This is a genomic window from Cysteiniphilum sp. QT6929 (assembly GCF_030035755.1).
GTDB lineage: Bacteria > Pseudomonadota > Gammaproteobacteria > Francisellales > Francisellaceae > Caedibacter > Caedibacter litoralis.
Window position 1 is genome coordinate 916,664 of the sequence record NZ_CP103983.1, and the last position, 25,575, is coordinate 942,238.

The window sequence follows — 25,575 nt, forward strand, 5'->3', positions numbered from 1 at the left end:
AGAAATAAGTTACGCTATTTCTCACCTCCCCCTGCGGGAGAGGTCGTGCAGCTCACGCTGCGCGAATAAGAGGAATAATTAAAACTCAACTTAATTCTTATTGATTACATACATTAAAGGAAACAAAGACATCTATGAAAAACGAAACCTATGCCAAAATTATCTACATCCTCTATATCGTCGGTCTATTTACCGGTATTACCGCGCTAATCGGGTTAATCATGGCGTATGTCAAAAGAAATGAACATGATGTGTCACCTGCCCTTAAGACGCATTTTGATTTTCAGATTAAAACCTTCTGGTATGGTCTTATTTATCTGATCTTATCGATTGTTTTAGCTTTTATTATCATCGGTTATCTTTTGTATATCTGGTGGGTAATCTGGCTTGTCGTGCGCACCATCAAAGGCTTTATGGCATTAGATAGTGACAAAGCTGTCACCGGTAAAGATGGTTTTTGGGGATTAGGCGAGTTTAATCTTAGCATCTCAAAATAAATTAGGACGCAGCCATTTCTCAGCTTCTGATATACTCATGCCTTTACGCTTGGCATAATCTTGAAGCTGATCTTCAGCAATTTTACCTACACCAAAATACTTACTCTCAGGATGCGCAAAATAAAGCCCACTAACACTTGCCGCAGGTGTTACTGCCATCGACTCAGTCAAATGCATCCCCATTTCAGGCGCGTTTAATAACTTAAATAGCGTCTCTTTTTCGGTGTGATCTGGACAAGCCGGATAGCCAAATGCTGGACGAATGCCACGATATTTACCTTTGATTAATGCCTCATTATCAAAAGACTCATCTGTAGCATACCCCCAAAAATCTTTACGAATGCGCTCATGTAAATGCTCAGCAAAGCTCTCAGCCAAGCGATCGGCTAACACTTTAAACATAATCGCATTGTACTGGTCATGATTTTTCTCAAATGTTTTAAGTTGATCAGAGGTTTCAATCCCTGTGGTAACAGCAAACGCACCAATATAGTCATCGATCTTAAGAGCTTTTGGTGCGATATAATCACTTAACGCGACAAATGCCTTATTTGGATTACCCGTTTGCTGACGCAAGGTCTGAAATTTTGCCAAGGTTGAACCATTTATATCATACACTTCAACATCATTATCAACACTATTGGCATGATACAAGCCATATACGGCATTAGCTTTAAGCCACTTCTCATCAATAATTTGCTTTAGCATCTCTTTAGCATCACTAAAAAGTTTCTGCGCTTCTTGCCCTTTGTGCGGATCATGCAAAATCTTAGGATAACTGCCTTTTAGCTCCCAAGCATGGAAAAATGGACTCCAGTCAATCCGATCAACAAGCCTTTGCAATGGATAATCTGTTAATACAAATCGACCCAACTGCTTAGGCTTTTGAATCGTCTGTTGATCAAATACCAATTTTAAATTTTGGTTATTACATTTCTCATAGGCATAAATTTCGCGCGCTTGTTTGCTCTTTTGGTAATGCGCGACCAGATGCTCATATTCAGTTTTGATCTTCTGATAATAACTCTCTTTATTATCTCCTAAAAGGTTTGCCATCGTTGACACCGCGCGCGATGCATCTAATACATGCACCGTTGGCAAGTCATGTTTTGGTAATATCTTCATCGCAGTATGGATCTTTGATGTGGTGGCACCACCGATTAAAAGGGGCAAATGGACATTTTGCGCCTTCATCTCACTGGCAACGGTAATCATCTCATCCAGTGACGGCGTAATAAGACCACTTAAACCAATCATATCGGCATTTTCTTTTTTGGCAGTTTCAATGATTTTCTGATAGGGCGTCATCACACCCAAGTCAATGACTTCATAATTATTACATTGCAGCACCACTCCCACAATATTCTTACCGATATCATGCACATCGCCCTTAACCGTGGCGAGCACGATTTTACCTTTGGCTTTTTGTGCTTGGGATTTCTCTTGTTGCAAAAATGGCTCAAGATAAGCAACTGCCTGCTTCATGACACGTGCTGATTTGACGACTTGTGGCAGAAACATTTTACCCGAGCCAAACAAATCACCAACAGTATCCATCCCCTGCATCAAAGGACCTTCAATCACACTTAGGGGATTACCAAGCTCCACTCTTGCTGCTTCAGTATCTTCGATAATATATTGATTAATACCCTTCACTAAGGCATAGCTTAAACGCTCAGTCACCGGTTGCTTGCGCCAAGAAAGATCTTCTTTTTTGTCTGTTTTTGTGCCAGATAAGGTTTGCGCATATTCAACAAGCTCATCAGCTGCCGCTTTACGTGTGTTTAAAATCACCTCTTCAATCAATTGTTTAAGTTTGGGATCAATATCTTCATAAATCGTAATTTGTCCAGCGTTAACAATTCCCATATCCATACCGGCTTTAATCGCATGATATAAGAAGATCGAATGAATGGCTTCACGCACCAAATTATTGCCACGAAAAGAAAACGAGACATTACTAACCCCTCCAGAGATGCGCGCATGTGGGCAGCGCTTTTTGATTTCTCTTGTTGCTTCAATAAAGTCAATACCATAACTATGATGCGCCTCAATACCTGTGGCAACGGCAAAGATATTCGGATCAAAAATAATATCCTCGGGCGGAAATCCAATCTTCTCAACCAAAAGATCATAGGCTCGTTGGCAAATATCTACTCTCTTTTGTAAAGTGTCCGCTTGTCCTTGTTCATCAAATGCCATCACAACAATCGCAGCCCCGTAACGAAGCGCAAGCTTAGCATGCTTGATAAATTCGTCTTCTCCTTCCTTAAGACTAATGGAGTTAATCACACCTTTGCCTTGAATCTGTTGTAAACCCGTTTCAATCACCTCCCATTTGGAGGAATCAATCATCATCGGTACTTTGGAGATATCAGGTTCAGTGGCAATAAGCTTTAAAAAGCGCTCCATGCAAGCTCTAGCATCTAGCATGCCATCATCCATATTGACATCAACGATTTGCGCACCATTTTCAACTTGCTCTTGTGCGACATGAAGGGCTGCTTCAAAGTCTTGATCACGAATGAGTTTGGCAAACTTTAATGATCCTGAGACATTGGTACGCTCACCGATATTGATAAAATTACTCTCTGGTGTCACCACTAAACTTTCTAAACCTGATAAACAGAGTGTTTTAGCTTTTGGTTTAATCGCTCTTGGCGCTACATTTTCAATAAGCTTTGCCATCGCTTCAATATGCTCAGGTGTTGTGCCACAGCACCCGCCTAGGATATTAACCAGATGATGCTCAATAAATGGTTTAAGTTTATCTGCCATAATCTCAGGGGTTTCATCATAACCACCAAAAGCATTAGGCAATCCCGCATTTGGATGCATGCTAACAAACCCCTCGGCAGTCTTGGCCAAAGCCTCAATATGTGGATATAAATCATCCGCACCCAAAGCACAATTAAGCCCAATCGATAAGGCTTTGGCATGCTTTAGGCTATAGTAAAAAGCATCAACCGTTTGCCCTGATAAGGTGCGCCCACTTTGATCGGTAATCGTTCCTGACAACATCACAGGCATCGATACATTATGCTTTTCAAAATAATCTTCAATTGCATAAATCGCCGCTTTTGCATTTAAAGTATCAAAGATCGTTTCAACCAAGATAATATCAGAGCCCCCATCGATCACGCCACGCAAGTTCTCTTGATAGGAGCTCACCAATTGCATAAAAGTAATGTTTCTAAAGCCTGGATCACTGACATCTGGCGAGATGGATAAGGTACGATTTGTGGGACCTAACACACCGGCAACAAAACGCGGCTTATCTGTTGTCGTATATTTTAGCGTCGCCCTTTTAGCGATTTCGGCACCGGCTTTAGCAATCTCATAGACATGATCTTCAAGCGCGTAATCCGCCATAGAAATAGACGTACTATTAAAGGTATTGGTTTCAATAATATCAGCGCCAGCTGCCAAGTACTTTTCATGAATCGTTTGAATAATCTCAGGTTGCGTTAAGTTCAATAAGTCATTATTGCCCTTTTGCTCTGATGTCACCTCCTTAAACATTCGTCCTCTATAGTCCATTTCAGTTAAATCATAGGCTTGAATCATCGTGCCCATCGCGCCATCAAGAAGTAAAATATGCATTTTCAATAGCGATTGTAACTGCTCGTAAGTAGACATAAATAAAGGTTCTTTGCTTAAGTAATAGGTAATCAATAAAAGTAACACGATTGTTTGGGGATGAGTAGGCTATTTTGCCCTGATTTTTTATAAATCATCCCCTGATTACCCACTTCGGGCATAGCAGCTAACTTTTATCTAAACACTTATAAATAAGCTCTGAGAATTCAGGACAACGCAGATAGCCATAGGATTTATGGGGATTATGATGATATTTGCCAAGCTTTTTATTAAAAATTCCATAATCACTAAACACTAGTTGATCAACTACTTGCACACCTTGATGATTGGGACCATAAAGTGGTCCCAGTTTCAGCCGATAACATGCGACATCACGTGGATCAGAGAAGTTATACCATGACTGCACGGCACTTGGGGTGCGTGGCTTATTTCTAAAATGACCATCTGTAAGTTCTAAAAAAGGATGTTTGTAGGTGATCGCATAAGTTAAAGGTGATCCCATCGTGATAAAGCATTTAATATTAATATCAGGCAAAAATGAACGGATATTGCGCAACACATCATAGCAAATAATAGACCCCATTGAATGCCCAATAACAATAATTTCTTTACACTCTTTAGCATGCACGCTTAACGCATCGATCAGCTCACGCATCAAAATTTTACGTAATGATCTTTTTTGCCCTTTGCGATCATAAATCTCAACCTCGTCATTATAGTAATACGCCATATCGCGAAATAATTTATTGGCTGCCCAAAAAGATACTGGGTCATATTGCTGAATTAAGTTAACGCATTTACGTACTGCATTTTGACCAAGCAAGCCCATTCTTTTGATTAATGAGTCCGCATAACGTGGGAAATTTTCTTTTTCTAAATAATAGTAAGGCTCATCATCGTATAACTCATCAAAATAATACGCCTCATCATTATGCAATGGATATTTATGCAAAAGATCCGCCCAATAGACCATTTGAAAATTTATACCTTCATCATAACCACAGGTTTTCTCAAGTCCTTCCTCAATAGCAGACTTCCACCATGTCTGGATGATTTCTTTGGCATTTTTATTTAATAGCCCATGCACACCTAATATAATTTTATCCATAATTTATGATGACTACCTGTTTATTGTTCTTATGCTAACGGATATCTATACCGCCGATAAACCACATGATCAAAGTCTAATATACGTAAATAAAAACACAAATAAAACAGGCAAATGAGTAGCCATTATCTATGGGTATACAACGTCAGTAAGTAAACTATGCCAACGAATCTGACTTCAACCACGCATTTAGGCGCTCATAAATTGATTCCGCAGAGATTGCCACCTCGCATGGTGCAAAAACATCTTTGGTAATCGGGCAAACTTTCTTTAAACAAGGCGAGCAGGTTAACTTCGATGACACATGTGTCACTTGTTTACCAATAGCACCTGTTAGCTTGGCGGATGTCGAGCCATACATGCCAATTACAGGCGCATTACAAGCTGCTGCCAAATGCGATAATCCGGTGTCAACAGACACAACGGCGTCACTTTGACTAAAAAGCTCCGCTAATTGCGTCAAGCTCATTTTATCAAGAACCACTGCATTTTGATGATTCTGTGCAATCTCATGCGCTTGACGCTTTTCATCATCATTGCCCCATGGTAAGAGCACTTTAATACCATCATCGACTAATAACCTCGCTAATTGCTGCCAATGCGCGAGTGACCAATGCTTGCTTGCCCACGTTGTGGCATGTAAGAAAACCACTTGTTTATGCGTGCTTTGTTTATGCCATTGATAAGAAATGCCATAGTCAATTTCATCTGAAGCCGTATAATTAAACACCTTGGAAAATAGTTCTTTAACTCGCAAAATCGCGTGGCTCCCTTTGGCTACCGCAATTTTATGCTGATAAAAAAAGCTTGCGGCAGGTTCGCGCGCTGAGTGCTTATCTAAGCCATATTTGACACCTTTGGCACCCTTGGTAATCCAAGCACTTTTCAACAATCCTTGCGCATCGATAATATAGTCATAACGCTTTGACTTAAGTTTCTTTTTAAACGCACGAATTTCAGCAAAGTATTTAAATATATTCTTACGCCATTTACGCACTTCTACTTCAAGCACTTCATTAACGGCCTGATGCCACTTAGGGATCTCAGCAAAAGCCTTTTCAACCACCCAGTCAAACTCAATCTCAGGCATTTGCTTTTTGGCTTCTGTTAACGCTGGTAGCGTATGCAGCACATCACCTAGAGATGATGTTTTCACAATTAAACATCTTTTCATTAACTTTTATAAATCATCATCTGTTTTATTATTGACGCCCACATTCTAATGATTTTTAAACGACAATGCTATGGGCACAAGTTAAAACGTTTTGTTAAAATAGCCATTAAAAGTCGTCACTCTATCATGTACAATACTCAGCATTGATATTTTTAGATAACTACGCCATGTCGACTGAAAGCACGCACACACCGATGATGCAGCAATATTTAACGATTAAATCTCAATACCCTGAGACGCTTTTATTTTATCGCATGGGTGACTTTTATGAGTTATTTTATGACGATGCGCACAAAGCCGCTAAACTTCTGGATATCAGCCTTACAACACGCGGCAAATCAAATGGTGAACCCATTGCTATGGCAGGTGTACCTTATCACGCTGCTGAGAATTATCTATCACGCTTGGTCAAACAAGGTTTAAGTGTAGCTATTTGTGAGCAAGTGGGTGATGTTAATAACAAAGGTCCCGTAGCACGTGAAGTTGTGCGTGTTATTACTCCGGCAACTGTCGCTGAAGAAAGCTTTACCGATAGTCACGATAGCAATATTCTAATGGCAGTTTTTGAGAGTAAAACACGTATAGGCATTGCCTATTTGGAGTTTACACAAGGTGAGCTTAAGGTGCTTGAAATCAAATGTGGAACGAACACACTTCACGATCAAGTGCATCGCTTAAAGGCTAAAGAGTTACTGATTTGTGAGACCAACTCCGATGAAGTTCAATCTAATCTGAGAAATGAGCAAATCTCTATCCAAAAGCGCCCCGAGTGGGAATTTCAATTAATGGGTGCTAAAAAATTAATTCAACAGTACTTTGGTCAAAATGCCTTAACTGATGAGCTCAATAAAAAATCTTTAGCAATATCAGCTGCTGGCGCTTTGCTTAATTATCTGGAGAATACGCAAAAAGCAACTCCGAAACATTTACACAATATCACTATCGAATCTGATGAGAGCTTATTAAATATTGATGCCTCAAGTCGACGTAACCTTGAGCTTGAAACAAGCCTCTCAGGCAAAGGCAATCACACACTTTTTGCGATTATCAACAAATGCCAAACAGCGCTTGGCAATCGCTTATTAAAGCAATGGTTTAAATCGCCAACGAAAGATCATCATATTTTGAATAGCCGCCAAGATGCAATACAAGATTTAATCAATCAAACCGCAATTGATGATATTCAACATTTGCTTAAGCAAACCCAAGATATCGAGCGCATTGCCTCACGTATTGCTTTAAATAGTGCCAAACCCAAAGACTTAATTGCGCTGAGACATACCCTAAGTATTTTACCTGGTCTCAAAGCAACAATTGAAAACAATCAGCATGATCCATTGCTTATCACACATGCCAAACATTTAACGTTATTACCGCAAATTCTGATACTTTTAAATGCATCTTTAGTTGATGAACCACCGATCACCATTCGCGATGGCGGTGTAATAAAGGAAGGTTTTGATGCACATCTTGATGAATTGCGAAACATCAGTCAGCATGCAGGTGATTATTTAATTCAACTGGAACAACAAGAGCGTGAACGCACTGGTATCAACACGTTAAAGGTTAGCTTTAATAAAGTGCATGGTTACTATATTGAAATATCGAAAGCGCATAAAGTAGAGCTGCCTGTTGATTACACGCGCCGACAAACACTCAAAAATGCTGAGCGCTACATCACACCTGAGCTTAAATCCTTTGAAGATAAGATTCTAAGCAGTGCGGAAAAAGCACTCGCCTATGAGAAAAGTCTATATCAGGATATTTTGGAACAGATTCTTGTGATGTATCAAGATCTTCAACAAACCGCAAAAGCAATTGCTGAGATTGACGTTTTAACGAATTTAGCAGAGCGTGCGATCACCTTAAAGTTAAACCGTCCGCAATTATCAAAAGATAAGATTTTGGATATCAAAGACGGGCGTCACTTAGTGATTGAAGCTTTATCTAAATCGCCTTTTATTGCTAATAGTAATCGCTTGGATCAGCAAAAGCACTTACAAATCATTACCGGACCCAATATGGGCGGGAAATCTACCTATATGCGCCAGATTGCGCATATTGTATTTCTTGCACATTTAGGGTCCTTCGTTCCAGCGCAAAATGCATTAATTGGTGATATTGATGCGATTTACACACGTATTGGTGCATCTGATGATATTAGCTCTGGGCGCTCAACTTTTATGGTGGAGATGACAGAATGCGCGCATATTTTGCGTCATGCAACGGATAAGAGCCTCGTGTTAATGGATGAGATTGGACGTGGCACCAGTACGTTTGATGGCTTAGCACTGGCAATGGCATGCGCTGAAAAGCTGTTAAAAATCGAAGCTTATACACTTTTTGCCACACATTATTTTGAATTGACTCACTTAGCTGCACAGTACCCTACTTTAGAGAATATCCACTTTGAGGCAACAGAATATAAAGATACGATTATTTTCCTACATCAAGCCAAACCAGGCGCCGCACTTAAAAGCTATGGTATTCAAGTGGCGAAGCTTGCAGGCGTGCCCCATGATGTATTAAAGAATGCCAAAAAGATTCTATCGCGACTGGAGATGCGCGATAGCGATCCTTACGCGCCTATTCAGCAAAGTTTGGACTTTAGTTTCACAGCTCACCATGATCATAATGACAAGCATGATCATGACATAGCGCATGATTATGAATTGGTGATTGAAAAGCTTAAAGCACTCGATCCTAACAAACTCACCCCAATTGAAGCAATGACCACACTATTTGACCTAAAATCAGCGCTTGAAACTGCAGAGAAACAACTGGTTTAAATTCATTATTAGCTGCAATATCATCTTTAATAGTTCAACAATAATTCATTAATAACAATGGGAACATTGCAAAAATCCGTGTATATCGAGGCATTTTTGTAAATATTTCTTGAGCCTACAAATACCGATATAAAGGCCTTATCAAGCATCTCAACATCGTTCATATCATTACCAAAACAAATTGATTGTGACATATCTATGCCACATTCCTCTAAGGCAAGTAACTTATTGTTTTTATCTGGAGTAATATCAAAAAAACCATCTTTATGTTGATTGAGACTATAACTTATTTGATTGTATTCGAAATATTTTCTGACACTATCTGCAAATGACATATCCAGCACAAGAAGTTTTGCAACACCCATAGCAATCAATTGATCTTGCTTTTTTTCGAAATTGCTTAATGATCTAATGTACTCATGAAAAGGATGCGCTTTCTTTGAAATCGAAAAAAACCAATCACCATCCAAGACATAAGGGACATTATTTTCCGTTAGAAACTGAAGCGCTAGAGCTATTTGCTCTTTATCAAAATGACGTGTTTTACCAAAATTACCATTCTGGTAGTACACGCCACCATTACAGCCGATTAATAAATGTTGGTGCAAAGCTCGATCCATCAAAGGCAGCATATCTCGAATCGGTCGTGCTGACGCAAAGATAACGCTTTTTTCCATTGATAGCGCTATGATAGTTTTTTCAATAACAGGGTCAATATATCTGCCGTTATTACATATCGTGCCATCAATATCAAAGATAAAATTCATCTATTTCACCTAGTTTTACCTAAAAGAAGGAATCCTAAATAATTAAAGTTTAATTATTCACTTACTGGTTTAACAATATGTTCACCGTTATCATTATCGTCTAAGGGCAAGTTATAACTACTATGATAATAAAACTTGGATAAGCTTTCTTTGTCTTTACCATTATCATAATAAGTCACGACCTCACCTTGAATATTATTAAGGTTTAAGCGACAATATCGATTATTATCTGAGGTTGTCACTTTAACTAAACTTCCTGTTGCATTTTCCCCTAATAATTGCTGTTTTTGCTCCGCATTATCAACAACGCTTAGATGACACTCAGATATCCAAGTTCTAAATTCGGTATTTAAGAATGCATTACTGATATAATCACTCAGATGATCAGATGTAATGTCATTATTAGGCAGGTGGATATAGAAATGATCTTCTAACGCTTTTGCCATTAGGTGTAGCTGCGTTTGGCCCTCATCATTGCGTTTAATCATGGCGCGGTAAGGTAGCATACCAATGAAATTCTGTCTGTTTAAACGTCTTTTATAATTCGTATCAATCTGACGTAAATCAATACCATGTGACAAAAACCTCTCATCCTTAACCTCAATTTTTTGCGCACTAAAACTCCTTTCGATCGACCATCCAAAGTAATCTGCTTTTGTAGAAAATGACTTTTTATTTTCTAATGCCCTCACCAATAAATTGCATTCAGAAAGACTAACATACTCACCACAATTTCCTGAACTTATTTCTATATTTGAATCACTATCTAGCATTATTTTAAGCTGATTGATTAATGTAGATGTCTTAATTTTCACCTCATAACCAACTTCAAATGGTGATTTAATTACAGCAGCAATATTACCTGATTCGCCTGGCGCCAACTCAATATTTGATCTAATTTCGAAAGTGTAATTATCTGCCACCAAATCACCGCGCGTAGTAATCGAAGCATCACGACTGTCACCACCACCGCCACAGCCGACTAACAACAAGCCTAACCCTATTAATGATAACAGCTGAGCCTTCTTCACATGATTAAGTAATTGCATTTTTACAGAGACCTTGTAGATATATTTTTAAACACAGCGTCACTATAACAACAAGATCTTTCAAAGTTGTGACATTCTTGTGTTGATATCTTTCATTGGCTATTTTTTATCAAAACATGCAAACAATCATCTATACTAGATAAAAAAATTTATTAGTAACAACACATGGATAACATACTTATCGTTGATGATGATTTTAAATTGCGTGAATATTTTCAAATGGTTTTAACTAAATATGGATTTAATGTGCTGTGCGCACAAAATACCAAAGAGGCTGAAATATTAATATCCAACCAAAAAATTGACTTAATTGTATTAGATATTATGATGCCAGATGAGGATGGTATTAGTTTTTGTAAGCGTATTGCTCCGACTATCCATATTCCAATTATTATGCTAACTGCTGTTGATGATGACCTTGATCAAATTGTTTGTCTTGAAGCCGGTGCAGTTGATTATATTATTAAGCCATTTAAACCACGCATTTTGGTATCAAAAATAAAAAGTCTTTTAAGCTATGCGCAACAAACACATCAAGAAAATAAAACAATTGATCACTCATCAGGTAATATAATTATTGATCATTGGCAATTTGCTCGTGAACAGCAATGCTTAATCAATCAAGAAACCCATGAAGAGCAATCTCTGACTAAACTTGAGTATCTCATGCTATGTTTATTTTTAGAAAATAACAATAAAGTCATCACTCGCGAGCAAATTCTTAATGCACTCTATGAAGATAAATACGCAGTCAGTGATCGCACCATTGATATTAATATTAGCCGCTTACGTAACAAATTAGGAAATCGATCTGCCAAACGCATCAAAACCATTCATGGTCGCGGTTATATTTTCAAATCGGATGTATAACAATGACTAAAGCAAGCACTCACCAACATATTGCTAAATATTCTGGCATGTTAACCGTTATTGTCTCAATTATAACACTCATTATTATGTCAATTATTTTGATAATGACGATAGTGCTTATACAAAACTACTATAAGAATTTGCGACAAATTAACTTACAAATTATTACAGAAATGAGCTTCGTTGCTAACCGGATTATGAATATTGATCTACAAAAAAATGAAAAAACAACCCTTGTCAAAGCACTCGATGAATTATCGATTAACTCTGGACAATACCGACTAACTGACCAGCCATTATCACAATATCAAATTCATTTTCAACGCAATCAATTAAGCTATGCTGATATTAAAGACCACATATTCAAAGTTTTTCGTGATCAAGATATCGTGAACTACTGTTCTATCTATTTATCCACACATAATAAATGGTTAAATATTTCATTCCCTCCCCCCATCCTTGGTCTAATCGTTAAGGGTATTATATTTTTTGAAGCAATTTTAGCACTTATTATTTTATATTTCGTCATTACAGCATTACGCATTGCCCACCTTTGGCAGCAATTAATTAGCTCAGCTGAATACTATACAGGGAGCTATACAGCTAACACAAAGAATAAGTTTCTCTCCAGCGCAAAACTCCTCTTCTCTTCAGTAAAAAACATGAGACGCATTACACAAAGATTACAAGAGCTCTCCGCACAAAAATCTTTTATTATCACCGCGCTAACACATAACATACGCACGCCTATTACACGAGCAGAACTACTGCTCGAAATCCAACAAGACACACCCGAGAAAGCAAAAATTCTTGATGAACTTGATGAGATCAACAAACAAGTTACCCAAATTTCTCAATACACTAAAAGCACTAGCATTCTTGATTTAGCCGATAATATAAACCTCTATCAACTAATTGAAAAAATACATAAAAAAACGCCTAACTTTAAAATTTATAATATGATTTCTACAAATTTCACCATTCATGCACAACCCTTTGCTATCGAGTTAGCTATCAATAACTTGATTGATAATGCTATTAAATATGCATCACAGCTTACGATTACACAAACACATCATAAAAAAGGCACTAAGATTATATTCATTAGTCAGATTGATAAAGATAAATCTCATATACATTATGAAAGTACTGGCATTGGAATACAAATCAGTGACATATTATTTAAGCAAAATGGCTGTCAATTATCTCTTGAAGAAACCAAAGATCAATATATAGCTACCATTCAGCTTCCACCTATGATATAGACGACTATATTATTAGGTGACAATTAGCTTTACCGGTGACGACAACGTTAAAAATGCTTGCGGCATAAAATAGCCTGGGTAAAGTACTTCTTCACCCGATGCACCCCACTGATTACCTGGTGTCATAAACCAATTATAGGTCTTCTCAAAAAACCTTGCATGTTGATAACCATCAAACTGGAGTATTTGTTGCTTCATATACTTAACTAACTGCCAATATGTTAACGATTCTTCGCGATATATAAATAACGATGATACCCATTTGCCATCAAGCACATTCTGTGCAGCTAATGCAACCGCCCAAGCAATATTGACATCAGCATCTGATGCTGAGTCATTTGTTAACGTACTTGTTCCATCTTCATCTTTATAGTAAAAAGGCTTACCTTCAATATCGGTAGTCCATGGCATGAGTAGATCACTTTTTTGATGACAAGTATGATCATAATACAATGCACAACCATGGTTTTTGGACACCGCTAAAACATAACGTAATAATTGATCAAATAGCACTTGATCATTCGCTAAACAACTAATCAGCAAACCATAGGCCATGCCTTCTGATACGGTTGGCATTTTACCCGCATTGATATCTGAGCGCTTATGTGGTGCAGTTTTTGAGCTGAAAATAACGCGCGCATACGTCACACCATCAATTATAAAGCGCTCAATAAAACAGTATTGCGTCGCATCATATCCCATATGCAAATGACTAACATCATATGACCAAAAACCCATTGATGGCATCTTACCTTTGTTATTATAATTTAGGGTTTTCGAATACTGCCAAGCTGCTTTTACCATAGCAGTCAAATTAGGTAAACTCACCTGACAAATGGGACTTTGATAATCAACAAGGCACTGCTGTGCAAAATATAACGGATAACGAATCGAATCAAAAGAATATTCAAAAACAGATGGATCCTTTTCAAAGTCATCCCAAAACTCATTTAGCTTGATTTTATTCATCGGCAATATATTAGCCAATAAGCGCTGATATTGATCATCCACTGATGCATTGCTCGGATAATGTGCCAAAGCATCACTAATATTAACAATCATATGTTAAAAAGGATCATCTTTTTGCTTTACTGTGTTTTGTAACACTGTATTCAAATGAGCATCTTTTACTTGAGTATGTGCTGCTAACATATTTGTAGAAACGATCGCTGTAAAAGCGATTATTAATTTGTTTTTATAGAACATAAGTCTTCATTTGTGTTATTTACTGAAGTTGCATGCTATTGATGCTTCCCCTCCTGAATAACTTGCTGTTTTTTGTTCAATTTCACTATCAAGAGCACCCGCAAGTTATTGCTTTGTTTAGTTGCGGCGACGCCGCTTAGGGTGCTCCTATCAATTTTTATTGATAAACGCTGAGCGAAATTATCTAAAAAATTTGCTGAAAAGCATGGGTTGATTACGCATAGCCGACTCAACACTATCTACAACAGTGTTATATCCTTCCATGGAGTTAAAGTATCTCTCCATTTCTTTTTCAGACAAGTATTTCGCATCATAATTGAATATTTTTAATTTTGGAGCGAAAAAATGTTGATAGATTTCTTTTGCCGTGTAGTTATATGTGCTGTCCCGTATAATTTTATTTCCTGCTATAGCAAACCTAGCCGCCTGAAATTCTTTAGTTATTATTTTTTGAGTAGATGTATTCTTATTCGGGGACCAAGTAGAAAATTTATAACCTTGATTTTCTAAGTATTTAGAAAATTTTTCACTATACCCTGCCGTGGATAAAAAGTCATTATGATAAGCAGTTTTAGTCTCAAAGCTAACACCTTGACTTCTATGTTTAAAAATAGCTTTAGGCATACTACTATCATCTAAATCCATATTTGGTATTCTATCCCCATAGTTGTTATTAATTTTAGGAGATCTTTTGAAGAGATTTTTTAGCTTTTGCCACCCTGACTCAAAAAATCTTATGATGCCCGTCAATACTACCCTGAACGAGTAATGTCCACTCGGATCAACCTTCATAATCGGATTACCATTAACATAGGCATAGAGATTAAACAAATTCACCGTGTCTCTTGAAACAAACTGCTTAATCACAGGGTTGTAATAGCGCACCCTTAAATACTGCATCCCACTCTCAGCATCCGTGTATTCCTGTGAGTAACCAAATGGGTTATGGTAGATATCAAATGCAGTATCTACCAAGTTTGATAAATAATTACCATGAGCAATGGTTTTTGAAACTACTGGCATATTAGGTAACTGTAATAACGGTGAAGCAACGCTCATCCCTGTTATAACGCCTAATAATATAGCAACAATATATTGTTTTAACATTAGATTCATTTCACTATACTCCTGAAAACTCCTCATTTTTTAAATTTCTCCTCGCCCAATAAAATTCAATATGGCTTTTAAGTCTGCTTGGCTTATCTGATGCTCCTCAATAAACTGATCTACGCGTAGTTTTGCAAGATATGTTTTCATTCCTTCCAAGATGTAATGCCTTGTTACTTCACCTGATTTAGAGCCGCCAAGCTGTGCAATCAATACAACAAAGTCATCATAAACTTCACCTTGACCAATCTCATATAAATAAGATGCAACAAAGAAACCAATAGCAGTAATGGCTTTAATCCCTTCAAAGTCTTTTATCCTAAACTCTTCCCAGCCTAACTCACCTTTGATAAATTTAAACACACCCTCAATACGAGAGCGCTTTAAATAGCAATCATAAACGTTGTAAACGTCATATTGATTCATAAGCTCCTTATTTGTGATTAAAAGCATCGGTTCGTCAAAAGCTTCTTTGCCCTTGCGATCAAGCAGCGTCATTAAAACAACATGATACTGCCCAATCTTCTGCCATTTAGCCTTGATCACGCAATCCTGAAAACAGCGTCCACTGATGTATAGCTTTTGAATACAGAAAGTATATGAATGTTCAAAGGCGTGATCTATCAATTTCCCTTTTTGCTCCTTATCACCGCTTAAGCCTGAAACTGTCCTGTTTTTCTTCAATCGTATGACAAACTCATCTTTCAGTTCCTGTATAAAATCAAAGTACTCACTATCATCAAACTCACGATCTAATACATGCGTAATATTTAATGCTGAATTCTTTTCTTTCAAGGCGTTAGAGCAGGATTTAATATGCTTTAATGCTATGCGCTTTGAGGTCAAATAACTATCGTCATCATAGGCTTCTTTAGACGCCTGTGAAATCACGATATCCTCACCGGCACTTAACTGTTCAATCGTTTCTTTTGATAAAAACTCTGGCTGCTTGTTGCTGTATAGCTCATGACCCAATAAATCAATCTGTTTATTATCTAAATTAACGGCAATTGTATTGAAGCTACTATAGCCATTGATGGTTTTCTTACTCAGATCTTTTACTTTTCCTATATGCTCTGCTTGCTTGGTATATTTTTTGCGTATCTCGCTGGGATCATGAATCAAAATAACATTATCCGAAGACTCGTATTTCTTGGCTGTTTCAGCGCATAGTACTTCACTAATTTGCTCGGGATCAAAGTCATTTAGCTTATTGTCACCTGTAATTGTCCGTCTCAATTTTTCGTACTCCTTTTGGCTGCTACTGATTGAGTAAAGGTTTAAACTGCCATGCTCTAAAACCTTTTCCAGTATCGTCTTCACATTTTTTAAAAGACACCTTTGATGTCATTTTGTTTAATAATTTGCTCATGTGGTCACCAAAAGTAGTGTGCGCCATCCTTGTGATTCCTCTTCTCATATCATTGCTTCGGGCGTATTGTACACGCTTTTAAATTTTTGGGGAGTTTTCAGTATACTCTAGAATATTCCATTGACCACTTTAAGTTTAACAGGTACAGACAAGCTGAAAATAGGTTACACACGTAACGGTTACATCCAAATATGCTGTGCGCAGACATAGTCAGAGGGAATGTGTTGAAGCATTTTGTTGTAGATTTGGCGTATTGATTTGCAGGCAATAGCCAGCTCTATTATCAAAAATGATAACGTCAAAAATGCTCAAAAGGCAAAAATTAAAACCGCAAATTATGAGCACGTGCAGTATAGCTCACAATAATAATAGTTGACTCATATGATTACAACAAACCCATCGCCTTTATCAATGCTCTTTGCTAAACTTTCAGACAACTTAAAAGTGATTAGCGCTAAAATTATGAATAAAGCACAAAAAAATCTCCCCATCGGGGACTCTACTCTTAGCCAGATTAGAGCAAGAAATGCTATCTATGTCGATAAAACGCAACACTTATTGCAAATAATTAACTCAGGACGATATTTCTTCTTATCACGTCCTAGACGTTTTGGCAAAAGCTTAACCATCGACACCCTAAAACAGCTTTTTTTAGGTAATAAAACGCTATTTAAAGACACCTTTGCCGAGGATAACTGGGATTGGGATGTCACTTACCCCGTTATTCATCTAAGTTTTGGAGGCTCGAGTGCTTACAATAGCGAAAGAACGACATTAGATATTATTGAACTCACCCTAGAAGAGCATGCCAAGGCACATGATATCTCACTTCCCAAACGAGACTATGGTGCCCAGCTTCACTATCTGATTAGAGCATTACATGAAAAATACAATCAACCTGTTGTCTTACTTGTCGATGAATACGACAAACCAATTTTAGATGTCATCACCGATGAGCACGCAGCAATACGTAATCGTGAAATATTAAAGGGGGTTTATAGTGTTATTAAGGATAATGATGTGCACTTAAAGTTTGTTTTGCTCACAGGAGTAACCCGATTCTCTAAAGTCAGTTTATTCTCAGGTCTTAATAATCTTGAAGATATTAGTTTAATGCAACCTTATGCAGATATCTGTGGTTATACACAAAGTGAGCTTGAATCTGCATTTCAAGACTATTTAATCGATGTTGACAAAGACAAGCTTAAAAAATGGTATAACGGCTATAACTTTGGCGGTCATGCGCAGCAAAAGGTTTATAATCCTTATGACATCTTACTCTTTATCCGTAATCAATATGAGTACCGCGATTATTGGTTTCAAACGGGGACTCCCTCATTTTTAATCCAACTGCTGCAAAAGCATCGCTATCGCGTCCCTGACTTTGAAAACTATCAAGTACAAGCGCGCTTTATTGACAGCATTGATGTAAAAAATATCCCACTTGAAGCATTGCTATTTCAAGCAGGATACTTGACCATCAAAGAAAAAATAAACATTGGCATGCAAATCGGTTATCGCCTGAAGTACCCTAATCTCGAGGTCAAAGCCGCTTTCAATAATTGTGTCTCGCTCATTGGCACAAACTCGCACGCCAATGCGGTTAACACTAGCCGCCTAAGTGACAGTTTACTGTCTGATGATTGGCAAATGTTTTATGATTGTGTGGTCGCCCTGTACGCCTCTATCCCTAATGAATGGTATCGCAATAACCCCATTCAAGATTATGAAGGTTTTTATTGCACAGTGATCTATAGTTATCTAACCGCACTTGGTTATGATGTGGTAGCTGAAGACTCCACCGCAATTGGGCGCATTGATATATCGATTGTGATCCCTGATTACAAGGTCATTATTCTTGAGCTTAAAGTCGCTAATGATAAAGATCTCTCTAAAGACGCATTACAACAAATTATTGACAAAAACTACGCCCATAAATTTTTGCATTTAGGTTTTCCGATTTATCAAGTCGGGATTTCCTTTGATCAGAATACTCGCGCAGTCAATGGTTTTGTGGTTGAACCGTTTTTAAATAATGAGAATTAGTTCTGTGCAGAGATGCTGTAAATTGCTTTGTGATGGCTATATACCAAGGCGAATCGCACTACACTATTTGATCTTAAATCAGCACTTGAAACCACCGAAAAACAACTGGTTTAAATTCGTTACATATTATGCCAAATTATTTAGCATTTGCGCATTGCAATCGCTTTAACTCAAAGTCATAATGCTTTTTCGTTTATTAAAAACCCTGATGAACTTTGAAAGCGACAATAACAACCAATAAAGTACATTTAAGTTTATTCATCTGGTTTTTGGGTGCATTTTTTTTCTTTTGCGAGTATTTTTTACGCGTCTCCCCTAGTGTCATGCTGCCTGAGCTTTCCGACAAGTTCTCAGTAACTGCCGCGGGGCTTGGTGCTTTATCTGCCTTTTTCTATTATCCATACATTCTCATGCAAATCCCTGTTGGTATGATTACCGATAAATTCGGTCCTAAAAAAGTGATGATGCTAGCTGCTTTTATCACTGGTATTGCTTGTATTATTTTCGCCCTTGCCAATAGCTTAACACTTGCCATTGTTGCCCGTATGCTCATGGGTTTTTGTGGTGCATTTGCGTTTGTCGGCACACTGCGTTTAGCGATTAACTTCTTCACACCGAGCATCTTTGCGATGCTCACTGGCATCACCCAAGCCATGGGCATGCTTGGCGCTGCCGTTGGTGAAGCGCCAATGAGTATTTATGTGCATCATGTTGGTGTTGAGGTTGCGATGCTTAGTTTTGCGATATTATTTTTCATCATCGGTTTTCTTATGCTTTGGATGAGCAAACACAGTGTAACGAACCAACCGTTTGCAGCGATTAACAATAGCAGCAAAATATCCCAAGGCATTAAAGAAGTGATAAAGAATAAAGCACTATGGCTAAACTGCCTGTTTATTGGTTGCTTATATGGACCAACAACCGTTTTTGCCGAGATGTGGGGTGCGTCATTTACTGCGAGCTTCAGAGGGTTAACACACACAGATGCCGCCTTTACCACCAGCCTTATTTTTATTGGCATGGTGTTTGGTTGCCCTTTGTTTGGTTTTTTAAATAGTATTTGCAACGCACTGCAATTGATGCGTTTATCTGCTTTGCTGTGTCTTATCTTAATGATTGTGATTATTTATGTTCCTGGACTATCACTACTTGAATTACAAACAATTTATTTTTGCTATGGGATTTGTAATGCTGGGATTATCCCTTCTTATAATCGCTCAGCCCTTTTGGTACCACGCCAATACTCAGGCATAGCACTTGGTATTACTAATATGTTCTCAGTGTTATTAGGCGCAATATGCATTCAACTTGTTGGTATTTTGATTCATCTAGTCAGTAGCAATCAAATGCAAAGCACACATATCTATCCGGCTGAAATCTATCAACGCATATTTATACTGATTATCGTCTTATTCTGTATTTGTTTGGCACTCTCTTTCAAAATGAAATCCATCTCAAAATCAACATCACTTGCACACGTTTCGTAACATTAACGTAATTCGATATAAAAAAGCACAAACCCTGTTGGATTTACTGCAAACCCTCGTTAAAATGAACGCCTGTTCTAATTTTGGGTTTTAAAAGACAGTATAACAATTAATGATCAACAAAATTTGCCATGTGCCAACGATACAACAAGATACTGATTACATAAATATTTTGTCAAAATCGTGTAATTTTAGTATTTTTACGACTATTCATCACTACTTTCAGCTAGCATCTACTATGCTAAATAATGACTTCAATGCTTTTTGCTCTATAATGGTTAAACGCATAAAGCAATTTGAGATTAAAGGAAATCAATATGCACGGATTTAAAAGCCCGCAAATCTATTTAAAAACATTTATCATTGGTCTTTTGGTGATTGCTGGCATTATCTATTTTGAGCTAACGGGTTTAAAACCTTGTCCGATGTGTTTACTACAACAATTTGCTATTTTATTGATTAGTATCCTTTCTCTTGTAGCCCTTATCCATAAACCTAAAATAAAAGGGGTGCGTATTTATAGTTTTATCCTTGGCATCATCGCACTACTTGGTGCATTGGTTGCCTTGAAACAAGTTTGGATGCAGATAAATCCAAGCGAATATATCGGTAGCTGTGAGGCGGGTGTCGATAGTTTATTTCAAAATCTACCTTTTTTGGACTTCTTAAAGTCACTTTTCACAAGTGGACCTGATTGCTCACAAGTTGACTGGCAACTGTTTGGCTTAAGCATGGCAAGTTATAGTTTTATTATCTTTATCGTACTTAGTACGCTACATTTTTGGCAGTTTCTATTTTATAACCATCGCAATTTAATAAATAAAACAAAAAATATGAAAACAGAAGGATAAATCATGGCTGAACTCTCCCTAAAAGCACCTAAGAAAAAGCTTATTAAAGCTTTTATCATCGTCATTGCCATTCTTGTCGTTATCTTTGGCGGCATCTTTGGCTTTGCCAGTTTTGTCAACGGTAAAAAGGCTTCAGCCATGGCAACTTGGAAAATGCAAGCACCTGAAGTCACTGCTACTGATGCTAAATCTGAAACGTGGTACCCAAGTGTTAAAACCATTGGTGAAGCTGTCGCCATCCAAAATGTCAATGTTACCGCTCAAGCTTCAGGCTTGGTATCAACCATCTCGTTTGAATCCGGACAAATGGTTAAAAAAGGTGATGTGTTATTCACACTTGATACGCAACAGTTACAAGCACAACTAAAGCAAGCTCAAGCTGATTTGGAACTTGCTAGAATCACCTACCAACGTGATGCTGATCTTTTAAAACAGCAAGCCGTCTCACAACAAACGGCAGATCAATCAAAGGCACAATATGATGCCAATCTTGCCAATGTTGAATCGATTCAAGCTGATATCAACTATCGCACGGTAAAAGCACCATTTGATGGTAAGATTGGTTTGCGTCAAATTAGCCTAGGTCAATACTTCAGTGCTGGCAACAGTGCAGCAACGCTAACTGAAATATCACCGATTTACATAGATTTTAGTATTCCACAAAATAACTTTAGCAATGTTAAAGTTGGCGGTGACATTGAGTTTACTTCTGACTCCTATCCAGGTGTTACTTTCAAGGCAAAAATCACTGCCATTAACTCACAAATCACCAGTGATAACAGAGCTCTTAATATTCAAGCAACCTTTGATAACAAGGATCAACAACATTTGATCTACCCTGGTATGTTCCTTGATGTCAGTTTAATTCTTCCTCCGATTCCAAACACCATCATTATCCCGCGCAATGCCGTAAGCTATACCCTATATGGTGAAACAGTTTATGTGCTTGTGCCTGATTTTAAAGACGGGCAACCATTGATGTCTGAATACAGCGCTATGAAAGATGGACAGGTTCAGCTCGTTTCAACAGGTAAACAGCAATACACAGCTAAGCAGGTTCCAGTGAAAACGACTATGACTAATGACAATAAAGTCATCGTTGAAGGTATTAAAGCTGGTGACATGGTGGCGACCTCTGGTCAAAACAAACTGCAAAATGGTGTTAGTGTTGTTATCAATAATGACGTTGACTTCAAAAACAACCCATAGGAAAACGGCATATGCATTTTATTGATATCTTTATAAAACGGCCTGTGCTATCAACGGTGATCAGCTTACTGATACTCGTTGCTGGGATAGGGACGGCATTTACCTTGCAGGTACGCCAGTACCCATATATGAACAATGCGACAATTATTGTAACAACCGCTTATCCTGGTGCTAATCCTGAGATTATTCAAGGATTTATCACAACACCACTAGAGCAATCCGTTGGTGCAGCTGATGGTATTGATTACATGACCTCGCAAAGCGTATTGGGTTTAAGCACATTAACGATTAACGTTAAACTAGGTGCTGATCCTAATAATGTACTTAGTCAAGTGGTACAAAAAGTCAATGCCGTACAAAACGTCATGCCAAGTGGCGCGCAATCACCCGCAATTGATATGCAATCAGGTAACTCATTCCCATCACTCATTTTAGGCTTTACCAGTGACGCCTTAAATGAACAGGAGATTACAGCTTATATCAAAAATCAGCTAACCCCTAAGCTACAGTCTTTGGGCGGCATTTCCAATGTGATCATTTGGGGGCAAAAAGATTATGCCATGCGTGTTTGGTTAAACTATGATAAGATGGCACGCTTTAATGTCACCCCCGACGATATTGCCAATGCATTACAAGCAAATAGTTTGATTGCTGCCGGTGGACAAATCAAAGGTCCTTATTTTAATGTCACTTTAAATCCAACCACCAACCTTGATAATGCACAAACGTATAAACAATTAGTTGTTAAAAATGAAAATGGCAATCTCGTTCGATTAGGTGATGTTGCGACGGTTGAATTGGGTGCTCAAACCTATACTGCCAATGTAAGCTTCAATGGCAAATATGGCGTTTTTGCAGGTGTGGTTGCCGCATCTGATGCTAACGTCCTCACCGTTGTTGATAATATCATGAAAGACTTGCCAAGTATAAAAGCCAGTCTACCCACTGGTTTGAACATGAATATTGTCTACAACAATACCACTTATATTAAAGCATCTATTGAAGACGTAGTAAAAACACTGATTGAAGCGGTGATTATTGTAACTGTTGTTTTATTTTTATTTATTGGTTCTTTTCGATCCGTTATTATTCCTGTGGTTGCTATTCCATTATCGATGATTGGTTCATTCTTATTAATGTTTCTTATGGGCTTCTCAATCAACTTATTAACCCTGTTATCGATGGTACTTGCTATTGGGCTCGTGGTCGATGATGCGATTGTTGTGCTTGAGAACATTTACCGACACATCGAAGAAGGAGCAACCCCTTTTGAAGCAGCTATTCAAGGTGCCAGAGAAATTGCCAACCCTGTGATCTTAATGACATTAACCCTTGTTGCCGTTTACTTACCGATTGGGATGATGGGTGGCTTAACAGGGATATTATTTACTGAATTCGCCTACTCATTGGCAGGAGCAGTGGTTATCTCTGGGATTGTTGCCTATACATTCTCACCAATGCTCTGTTCAAAAGTCCTTTCTAAATCAATTACTGAGGCAAAAACAGTTAAGTTTATTGATAAGCTATTTGAAAAACTTAAAAATGCTTATGAGCGTGCCCTACGTCTTGTGATGAGCGTGCGCATCGTCGTGATTTTATTTGGTGCAGTCGTCTTAATCAGCTGTTATTCATTATTTATGGGCACGAAATCAGAGCTTGCACCAACAGAAGATCAGGCCTTTATTGGGATTCAAGGAACTGCTCCGTCTCCAGCTAACATTCACTATTTAAATACCTTCGCACCTGCGCTTTATAAAGACATGCAAAGCTTACCAGGTGTTGAATCAACATTCGTTGTCAACGGCTATCCGCAAAGTAATAACAGCTTTGGCGGCGTGGTATTAAAACCATGGAGTGAGCGCAAAGAAACACAAATGGAAATCAAACCGGTATTGCAAAACCTTGTCAATAACGTCGCAGGCTCTCAGATTTACACCTTTGAGATGCCGTCGTTACCTGGTATTTCATTTGGTCCACCAATGCAGTTTGTCATACAGTCCGTTAATAGCTATCCAAGTATTTATGGCATTGCTAATGATGTCATCAACAAAATGATGTCAAGCGGGTTATTTGTCTTTGCTCAAAGTGACCTACAATTTGATAATCCGCAAATGGTTGTACAAATTGATCGTGAAAAAGCAGCCTCCTTGGGGATCAGCATGCAGCAAATTGCTCAAGCACTTGGTTATGCTTACTCAGGAGGTTACGTTAACTACTTTAGTATGCTTGGTTACAGCTATCAGGTTATTCCTGAGCTTGCGGATGATTTGAAGTTGACCAAAGAGCAGCTTGGACAAATCCGCATTACCACAGCCAGTGGCAAGCTCGTGCCACTTTCAGCTATTGTGACATTTAAAACACAGAGTGTACCACTGAGTTTAAACCGTTTCCAACAGCTAAACTCAGCGACCATCAATGCAGTAACCACACCAGGCATTAGTCAAGGTCAAGCGATTGAATATATGCAAAATCTTGCTAAAACAGAACTGCCACAAGGTTATACGCATGACTACGCAGGTTCTGCACGTCAGTTCTTAGAAAATAGCAGCCAAATGGCAGTTGCTTTCTTATTCGCCCTAATTGTGATCTTCTTGATGCTTGCAGCTCAGTTTGAAAGCTTCAGAGACCCATTGATTATCTTAATCAGTGTTCCGATGTCAATTTGTGGCGCGTTAATTCCGCTGTATCTAGGGCAACTATTTAACCTAGGTTATGCCTCAATCAACATCTACACGCAAGTTGGTTTGATTACCTTGATTGGTCTGATTAGTAAGCATGGTATTTTGTTGGTGGAGTTTGCCAATAAACTGCAAGAAGAAGGCTATGATAAAGTTGAGGCGATTTTAAAATCAGCTGCCCTTCGCCTGCGCCCCATTCTTATGACAACGGCTGCAATGGTTGTTGGTGTTATACCATTAGTGCTCGCTACAGGAGCTGGAGCTGTTAGTCGCCAATCTATCGGTATTGTTATTGCATCTGGTATGACGATTGGTACGCTTTTCACCCTTTTTGTTGTCCCTGTTGTTTACACGTATCTTGCCAAAGATCGTCGCGCATTGATTGAACGCTGGAAAGAAGAAGATAAGATCATCGCACAAATTAACAAAAATCATCATTTAGAATAATTGAAGGGATTTGGGCGGTTATCGCCTTAAGAAAATGGTATATGAATTATCAA

Annotated in this window: 17 protein-coding genes; 9 read left to right on the forward strand and 8 right to left on the reverse strand. The window is 38.1% G+C overall.

From position 1 onward, the window contains the following. Window positions 1-134: 134 nt before the first annotated feature. Window positions 135-497 carry a hypothetical protein gene (locus tag NYP54_RS03880; protein WP_283157244.1) on the forward strand — a complete coding sequence of 121 codons (363 nt, stop codon included), beginning with the start codon at window positions 135-137 and terminating at the stop codon, window positions 495-497. Here the strand turns inward: NYP54_RS03880 and metH are convergent. The 3 genes from metH to waaC all read right to left on the reverse strand — a co-directional run bounded on the left by metH (window position 489) and on the right by waaC (window position 6,379). Then, entirely contained in the window at window positions 489-4,136 is a 3,648-nt protein-coding gene (gene metH / locus NYP54_RS03885) for a methionine synthase (protein ID WP_283157515.1), read from the reverse strand. The two genes, NYP54_RS03880 and metH, sit on opposite strands and share 9 nt — an antisense overlap. A 127-nt stretch (window positions 4,137-4,263) precedes the next feature. Then, window positions 4,264-5,205, reverse strand: coding sequence for a hypothetical protein (locus NYP54_RS03890; protein WP_283157245.1), 942 nt, complete (start codon window positions 5,203-5,205; stop codon window positions 4,264-4,266). Between the two features lie 157 nt (window positions 5,206-5,362). Beyond that, complete coding sequence (waaC, locus tag NYP54_RS03895; RefSeq protein WP_283157246.1) at window positions 5,363-6,379, reverse strand: lipopolysaccharide heptosyltransferase I; 1,017 nt, start codon at window positions 6,377-6,379, stop codon at window positions 5,363-5,365. A 167-nt stretch (window positions 6,380-6,546) separates the two neighbouring features. Here waaC and mutS point away from each other — a divergent pair, with 167 nt between their 5' ends. After that, on the forward strand, window positions 6,547-9,168 hold the full coding sequence (gene mutS / locus NYP54_RS03900; RefSeq protein ID WP_283157247.1) for a DNA mismatch repair protein MutS: 2,622 nt from the start codon (window positions 6,547-6,549) through the stop codon (window positions 9,166-9,168). 26 nt (window positions 9,169-9,194) lie between these two features. Here the strand turns inward: mutS and NYP54_RS03905 are convergent, their stop codons facing one another. Beyond that, the gene (locus NYP54_RS03905) at window positions 9,195-9,935 is read right to left on the reverse strand and encodes an HAD hydrolase family protein (protein WP_283157248.1); all 741 of its coding nucleotides are present in this window, start codon (window positions 9,933-9,935) and stop codon (window positions 9,195-9,197) included. Between the two features lie 53 nt (window positions 9,936-9,988). Further along, window positions 9,989-10,984 (reverse strand): hypothetical protein, encoded by a 996-nt coding sequence (locus NYP54_RS03910; protein WP_283157249.1) that lies wholly within the window; start codon window positions 10,982-10,984, stop codon window positions 9,989-9,991. Window positions 10,985-11,149: 165 nt separating this feature from the next. Here NYP54_RS03910 and NYP54_RS03915 point away from each other — a divergent pair, with 165 nt between their 5' ends. Continuing rightward, entirely contained in the window at window positions 11,150-11,854 is a 705-nt protein-coding gene (locus NYP54_RS03915) for a response regulator transcription factor (protein ID WP_283157250.1), read from the forward strand. Window positions 11,855-11,856: 2 nt separating this feature from the next. Further along, window positions 11,857-13,119, forward strand: coding sequence for a hypothetical protein (locus NYP54_RS03920; RefSeq protein ID WP_283157251.1), 1,263 nt, complete (start codon window positions 11,857-11,859; stop codon window positions 13,117-13,119). A gap of 12 nt (window positions 13,120-13,131) precedes the next feature. Here NYP54_RS03920 and NYP54_RS03925 read toward each other — a convergent pair whose 3' ends face one another. From NYP54_RS03925 to NYP54_RS03935, 3 genes are all read right to left on the reverse strand, one after another. Beyond that, window positions 13,132-14,181, reverse strand: a complete 1,050-nt coding sequence (locus NYP54_RS03925; RefSeq protein ID WP_283157252.1) for a glycosyl hydrolase family 8 — start codon at window positions 14,179-14,181, stop codon at window positions 13,132-13,134. Window positions 14,182-14,505: 324 nt separating this feature from the next. Then, window positions 14,506-15,441 carry an RHS repeat-associated core domain-containing protein gene (locus NYP54_RS03930; protein WP_283157253.1) on the reverse strand — a complete coding sequence of 312 codons (936 nt, stop codon included), beginning with the start codon at window positions 15,439-15,441 and terminating at the stop codon, window positions 14,506-14,508. A 30-nt stretch (window positions 15,442-15,471) separates the two neighbouring features. After that, complete coding sequence (locus NYP54_RS03935) at window positions 15,472-16,755, reverse strand: transposase (RefSeq protein ID WP_283155944.1); 1,284 nt, start codon at window positions 16,753-16,755, stop codon at window positions 15,472-15,474. Between the two features lie 430 nt (window positions 16,756-17,185). Here NYP54_RS03935 and NYP54_RS03940 point away from each other — a divergent pair, with 430 nt between their 5' ends. From NYP54_RS03940 to NYP54_RS03960, 5 genes are all read left to right on the forward strand, one after another. Beyond that, entirely contained in the window at window positions 17,186-18,850 is a 1,665-nt protein-coding gene (locus tag NYP54_RS03940) for an ATP-binding protein (protein ID WP_283157254.1), read from the forward strand. Window positions 18,851-19,065: 215 nt separating this feature from the next. Continuing rightward, window positions 19,066-20,337 (forward strand): MFS transporter, encoded by a 1,272-nt coding sequence (locus NYP54_RS03945; protein WP_283157255.1) that lies wholly within the window; start codon window positions 19,066-19,068, stop codon window positions 20,335-20,337. A gap of 317 nt (window positions 20,338-20,654) precedes the next feature. Then, window positions 20,655-21,188 (forward strand): disulfide bond formation protein B, encoded by a 534-nt coding sequence (locus NYP54_RS03950; RefSeq protein WP_283157256.1) that lies wholly within the window; start codon window positions 20,655-20,657, stop codon window positions 21,186-21,188. 3 nt (window positions 21,189-21,191) lie between these two features. Continuing rightward, window positions 21,192-22,397, forward strand: coding sequence for an efflux RND transporter periplasmic adaptor subunit (locus NYP54_RS03955; protein ID WP_283157257.1), 1,206 nt, complete (start codon window positions 21,192-21,194; stop codon window positions 22,395-22,397). A gap of 11 nt (window positions 22,398-22,408) precedes the next feature. Further along, window positions 22,409-25,522, forward strand: coding sequence for an efflux RND transporter permease subunit (locus tag NYP54_RS03960; RefSeq protein ID WP_283157258.1), 3,114 nt, complete (start codon window positions 22,409-22,411; stop codon window positions 25,520-25,522). Window positions 25,523-25,575 lie beyond the last annotated feature (53 nt).

Excerpts from the sequence above, each read along its gene's own strand:
- mutS (WP_283157247.1), top strand. The coding sequence starts at position 6,547 with ATGTCGACTGAAAGCACGCACACACCGATGATGCAGCAATATTTAACG.
- NYP54_RS03940 (WP_283157254.1), top strand. The coding sequence starts at position 17,186 with ATGATTACAACAAACCCATCGCCTTTATCAATGCTCTTTGCTAAACTT.
- NYP54_RS03890 (WP_283157245.1), bottom strand. The coding sequence starts at position 5,205 with ATGGATAAAATTATATTAGGTGTGCATGGGCTATTAAATAAAAATGCC.
- NYP54_RS03920 (WP_283157251.1), top strand. The coding sequence starts at position 11,857 with ATGACTAAAGCAAGCACTCACCAACATATTGCTAAATATTCTGGCATG.
- NYP54_RS03910 (WP_283157249.1), bottom strand. The coding sequence starts at position 10,984 with ATGCAATTACTTAATCATGTGAAGAAGGCTCAGCTGTTATCATTAATA.
- NYP54_RS03950 (WP_283157256.1), top strand. The coding sequence starts at position 20,655 with ATGCACGGATTTAAAAGCCCGCAAATCTATTTAAAAACATTTATCATT.
- NYP54_RS03960 (WP_283157258.1), top strand. The coding sequence starts at position 22,409 with ATGCATTTTATTGATATCTTTATAAAACGGCCTGTGCTATCAACGGTG.
- NYP54_RS03880 (WP_283157244.1), top strand. The coding sequence starts at position 135 with ATGAAAAACGAAACCTATGCCAAAATTATCTACATCCTCTATATCGTC.
- NYP54_RS03905 (WP_283157248.1), bottom strand. The coding sequence starts at position 9,935 with ATGAATTTTATCTTTGATATTGATGGCACGATATGTAATAACGGCAGA.
- NYP54_RS03955 (WP_283157257.1), top strand. The coding sequence starts at position 21,192 with ATGGCTGAACTCTCCCTAAAAGCACCTAAGAAAAAGCTTATTAAAGCT.
- NYP54_RS03925 (WP_283157252.1), bottom strand. The coding sequence starts at position 14,181 with ATGATTGTTAATATTAGTGATGCTTTGGCACATTATCCGAGCAATGCA.
- NYP54_RS03915 (WP_283157250.1), top strand. The coding sequence starts at position 11,150 with ATGGATAACATACTTATCGTTGATGATGATTTTAAATTGCGTGAATAT.
- NYP54_RS03930 (WP_283157253.1), bottom strand. The coding sequence starts at position 15,441 with ATGAATCTAATGTTAAAACAATATATTGTTGCTATATTATTAGGCGTT.
- metH (WP_283157515.1), bottom strand. The coding sequence starts at position 4,136 with ATGTCTACTTACGAGCAGTTACAATCGCTATTGAAAATGCATATTTTA.
- waaC (WP_283157246.1), bottom strand. The coding sequence starts at position 6,379 with ATGAAAAGATGTTTAATTGTGAAAACATCATCTCTAGGTGATGTGCTG.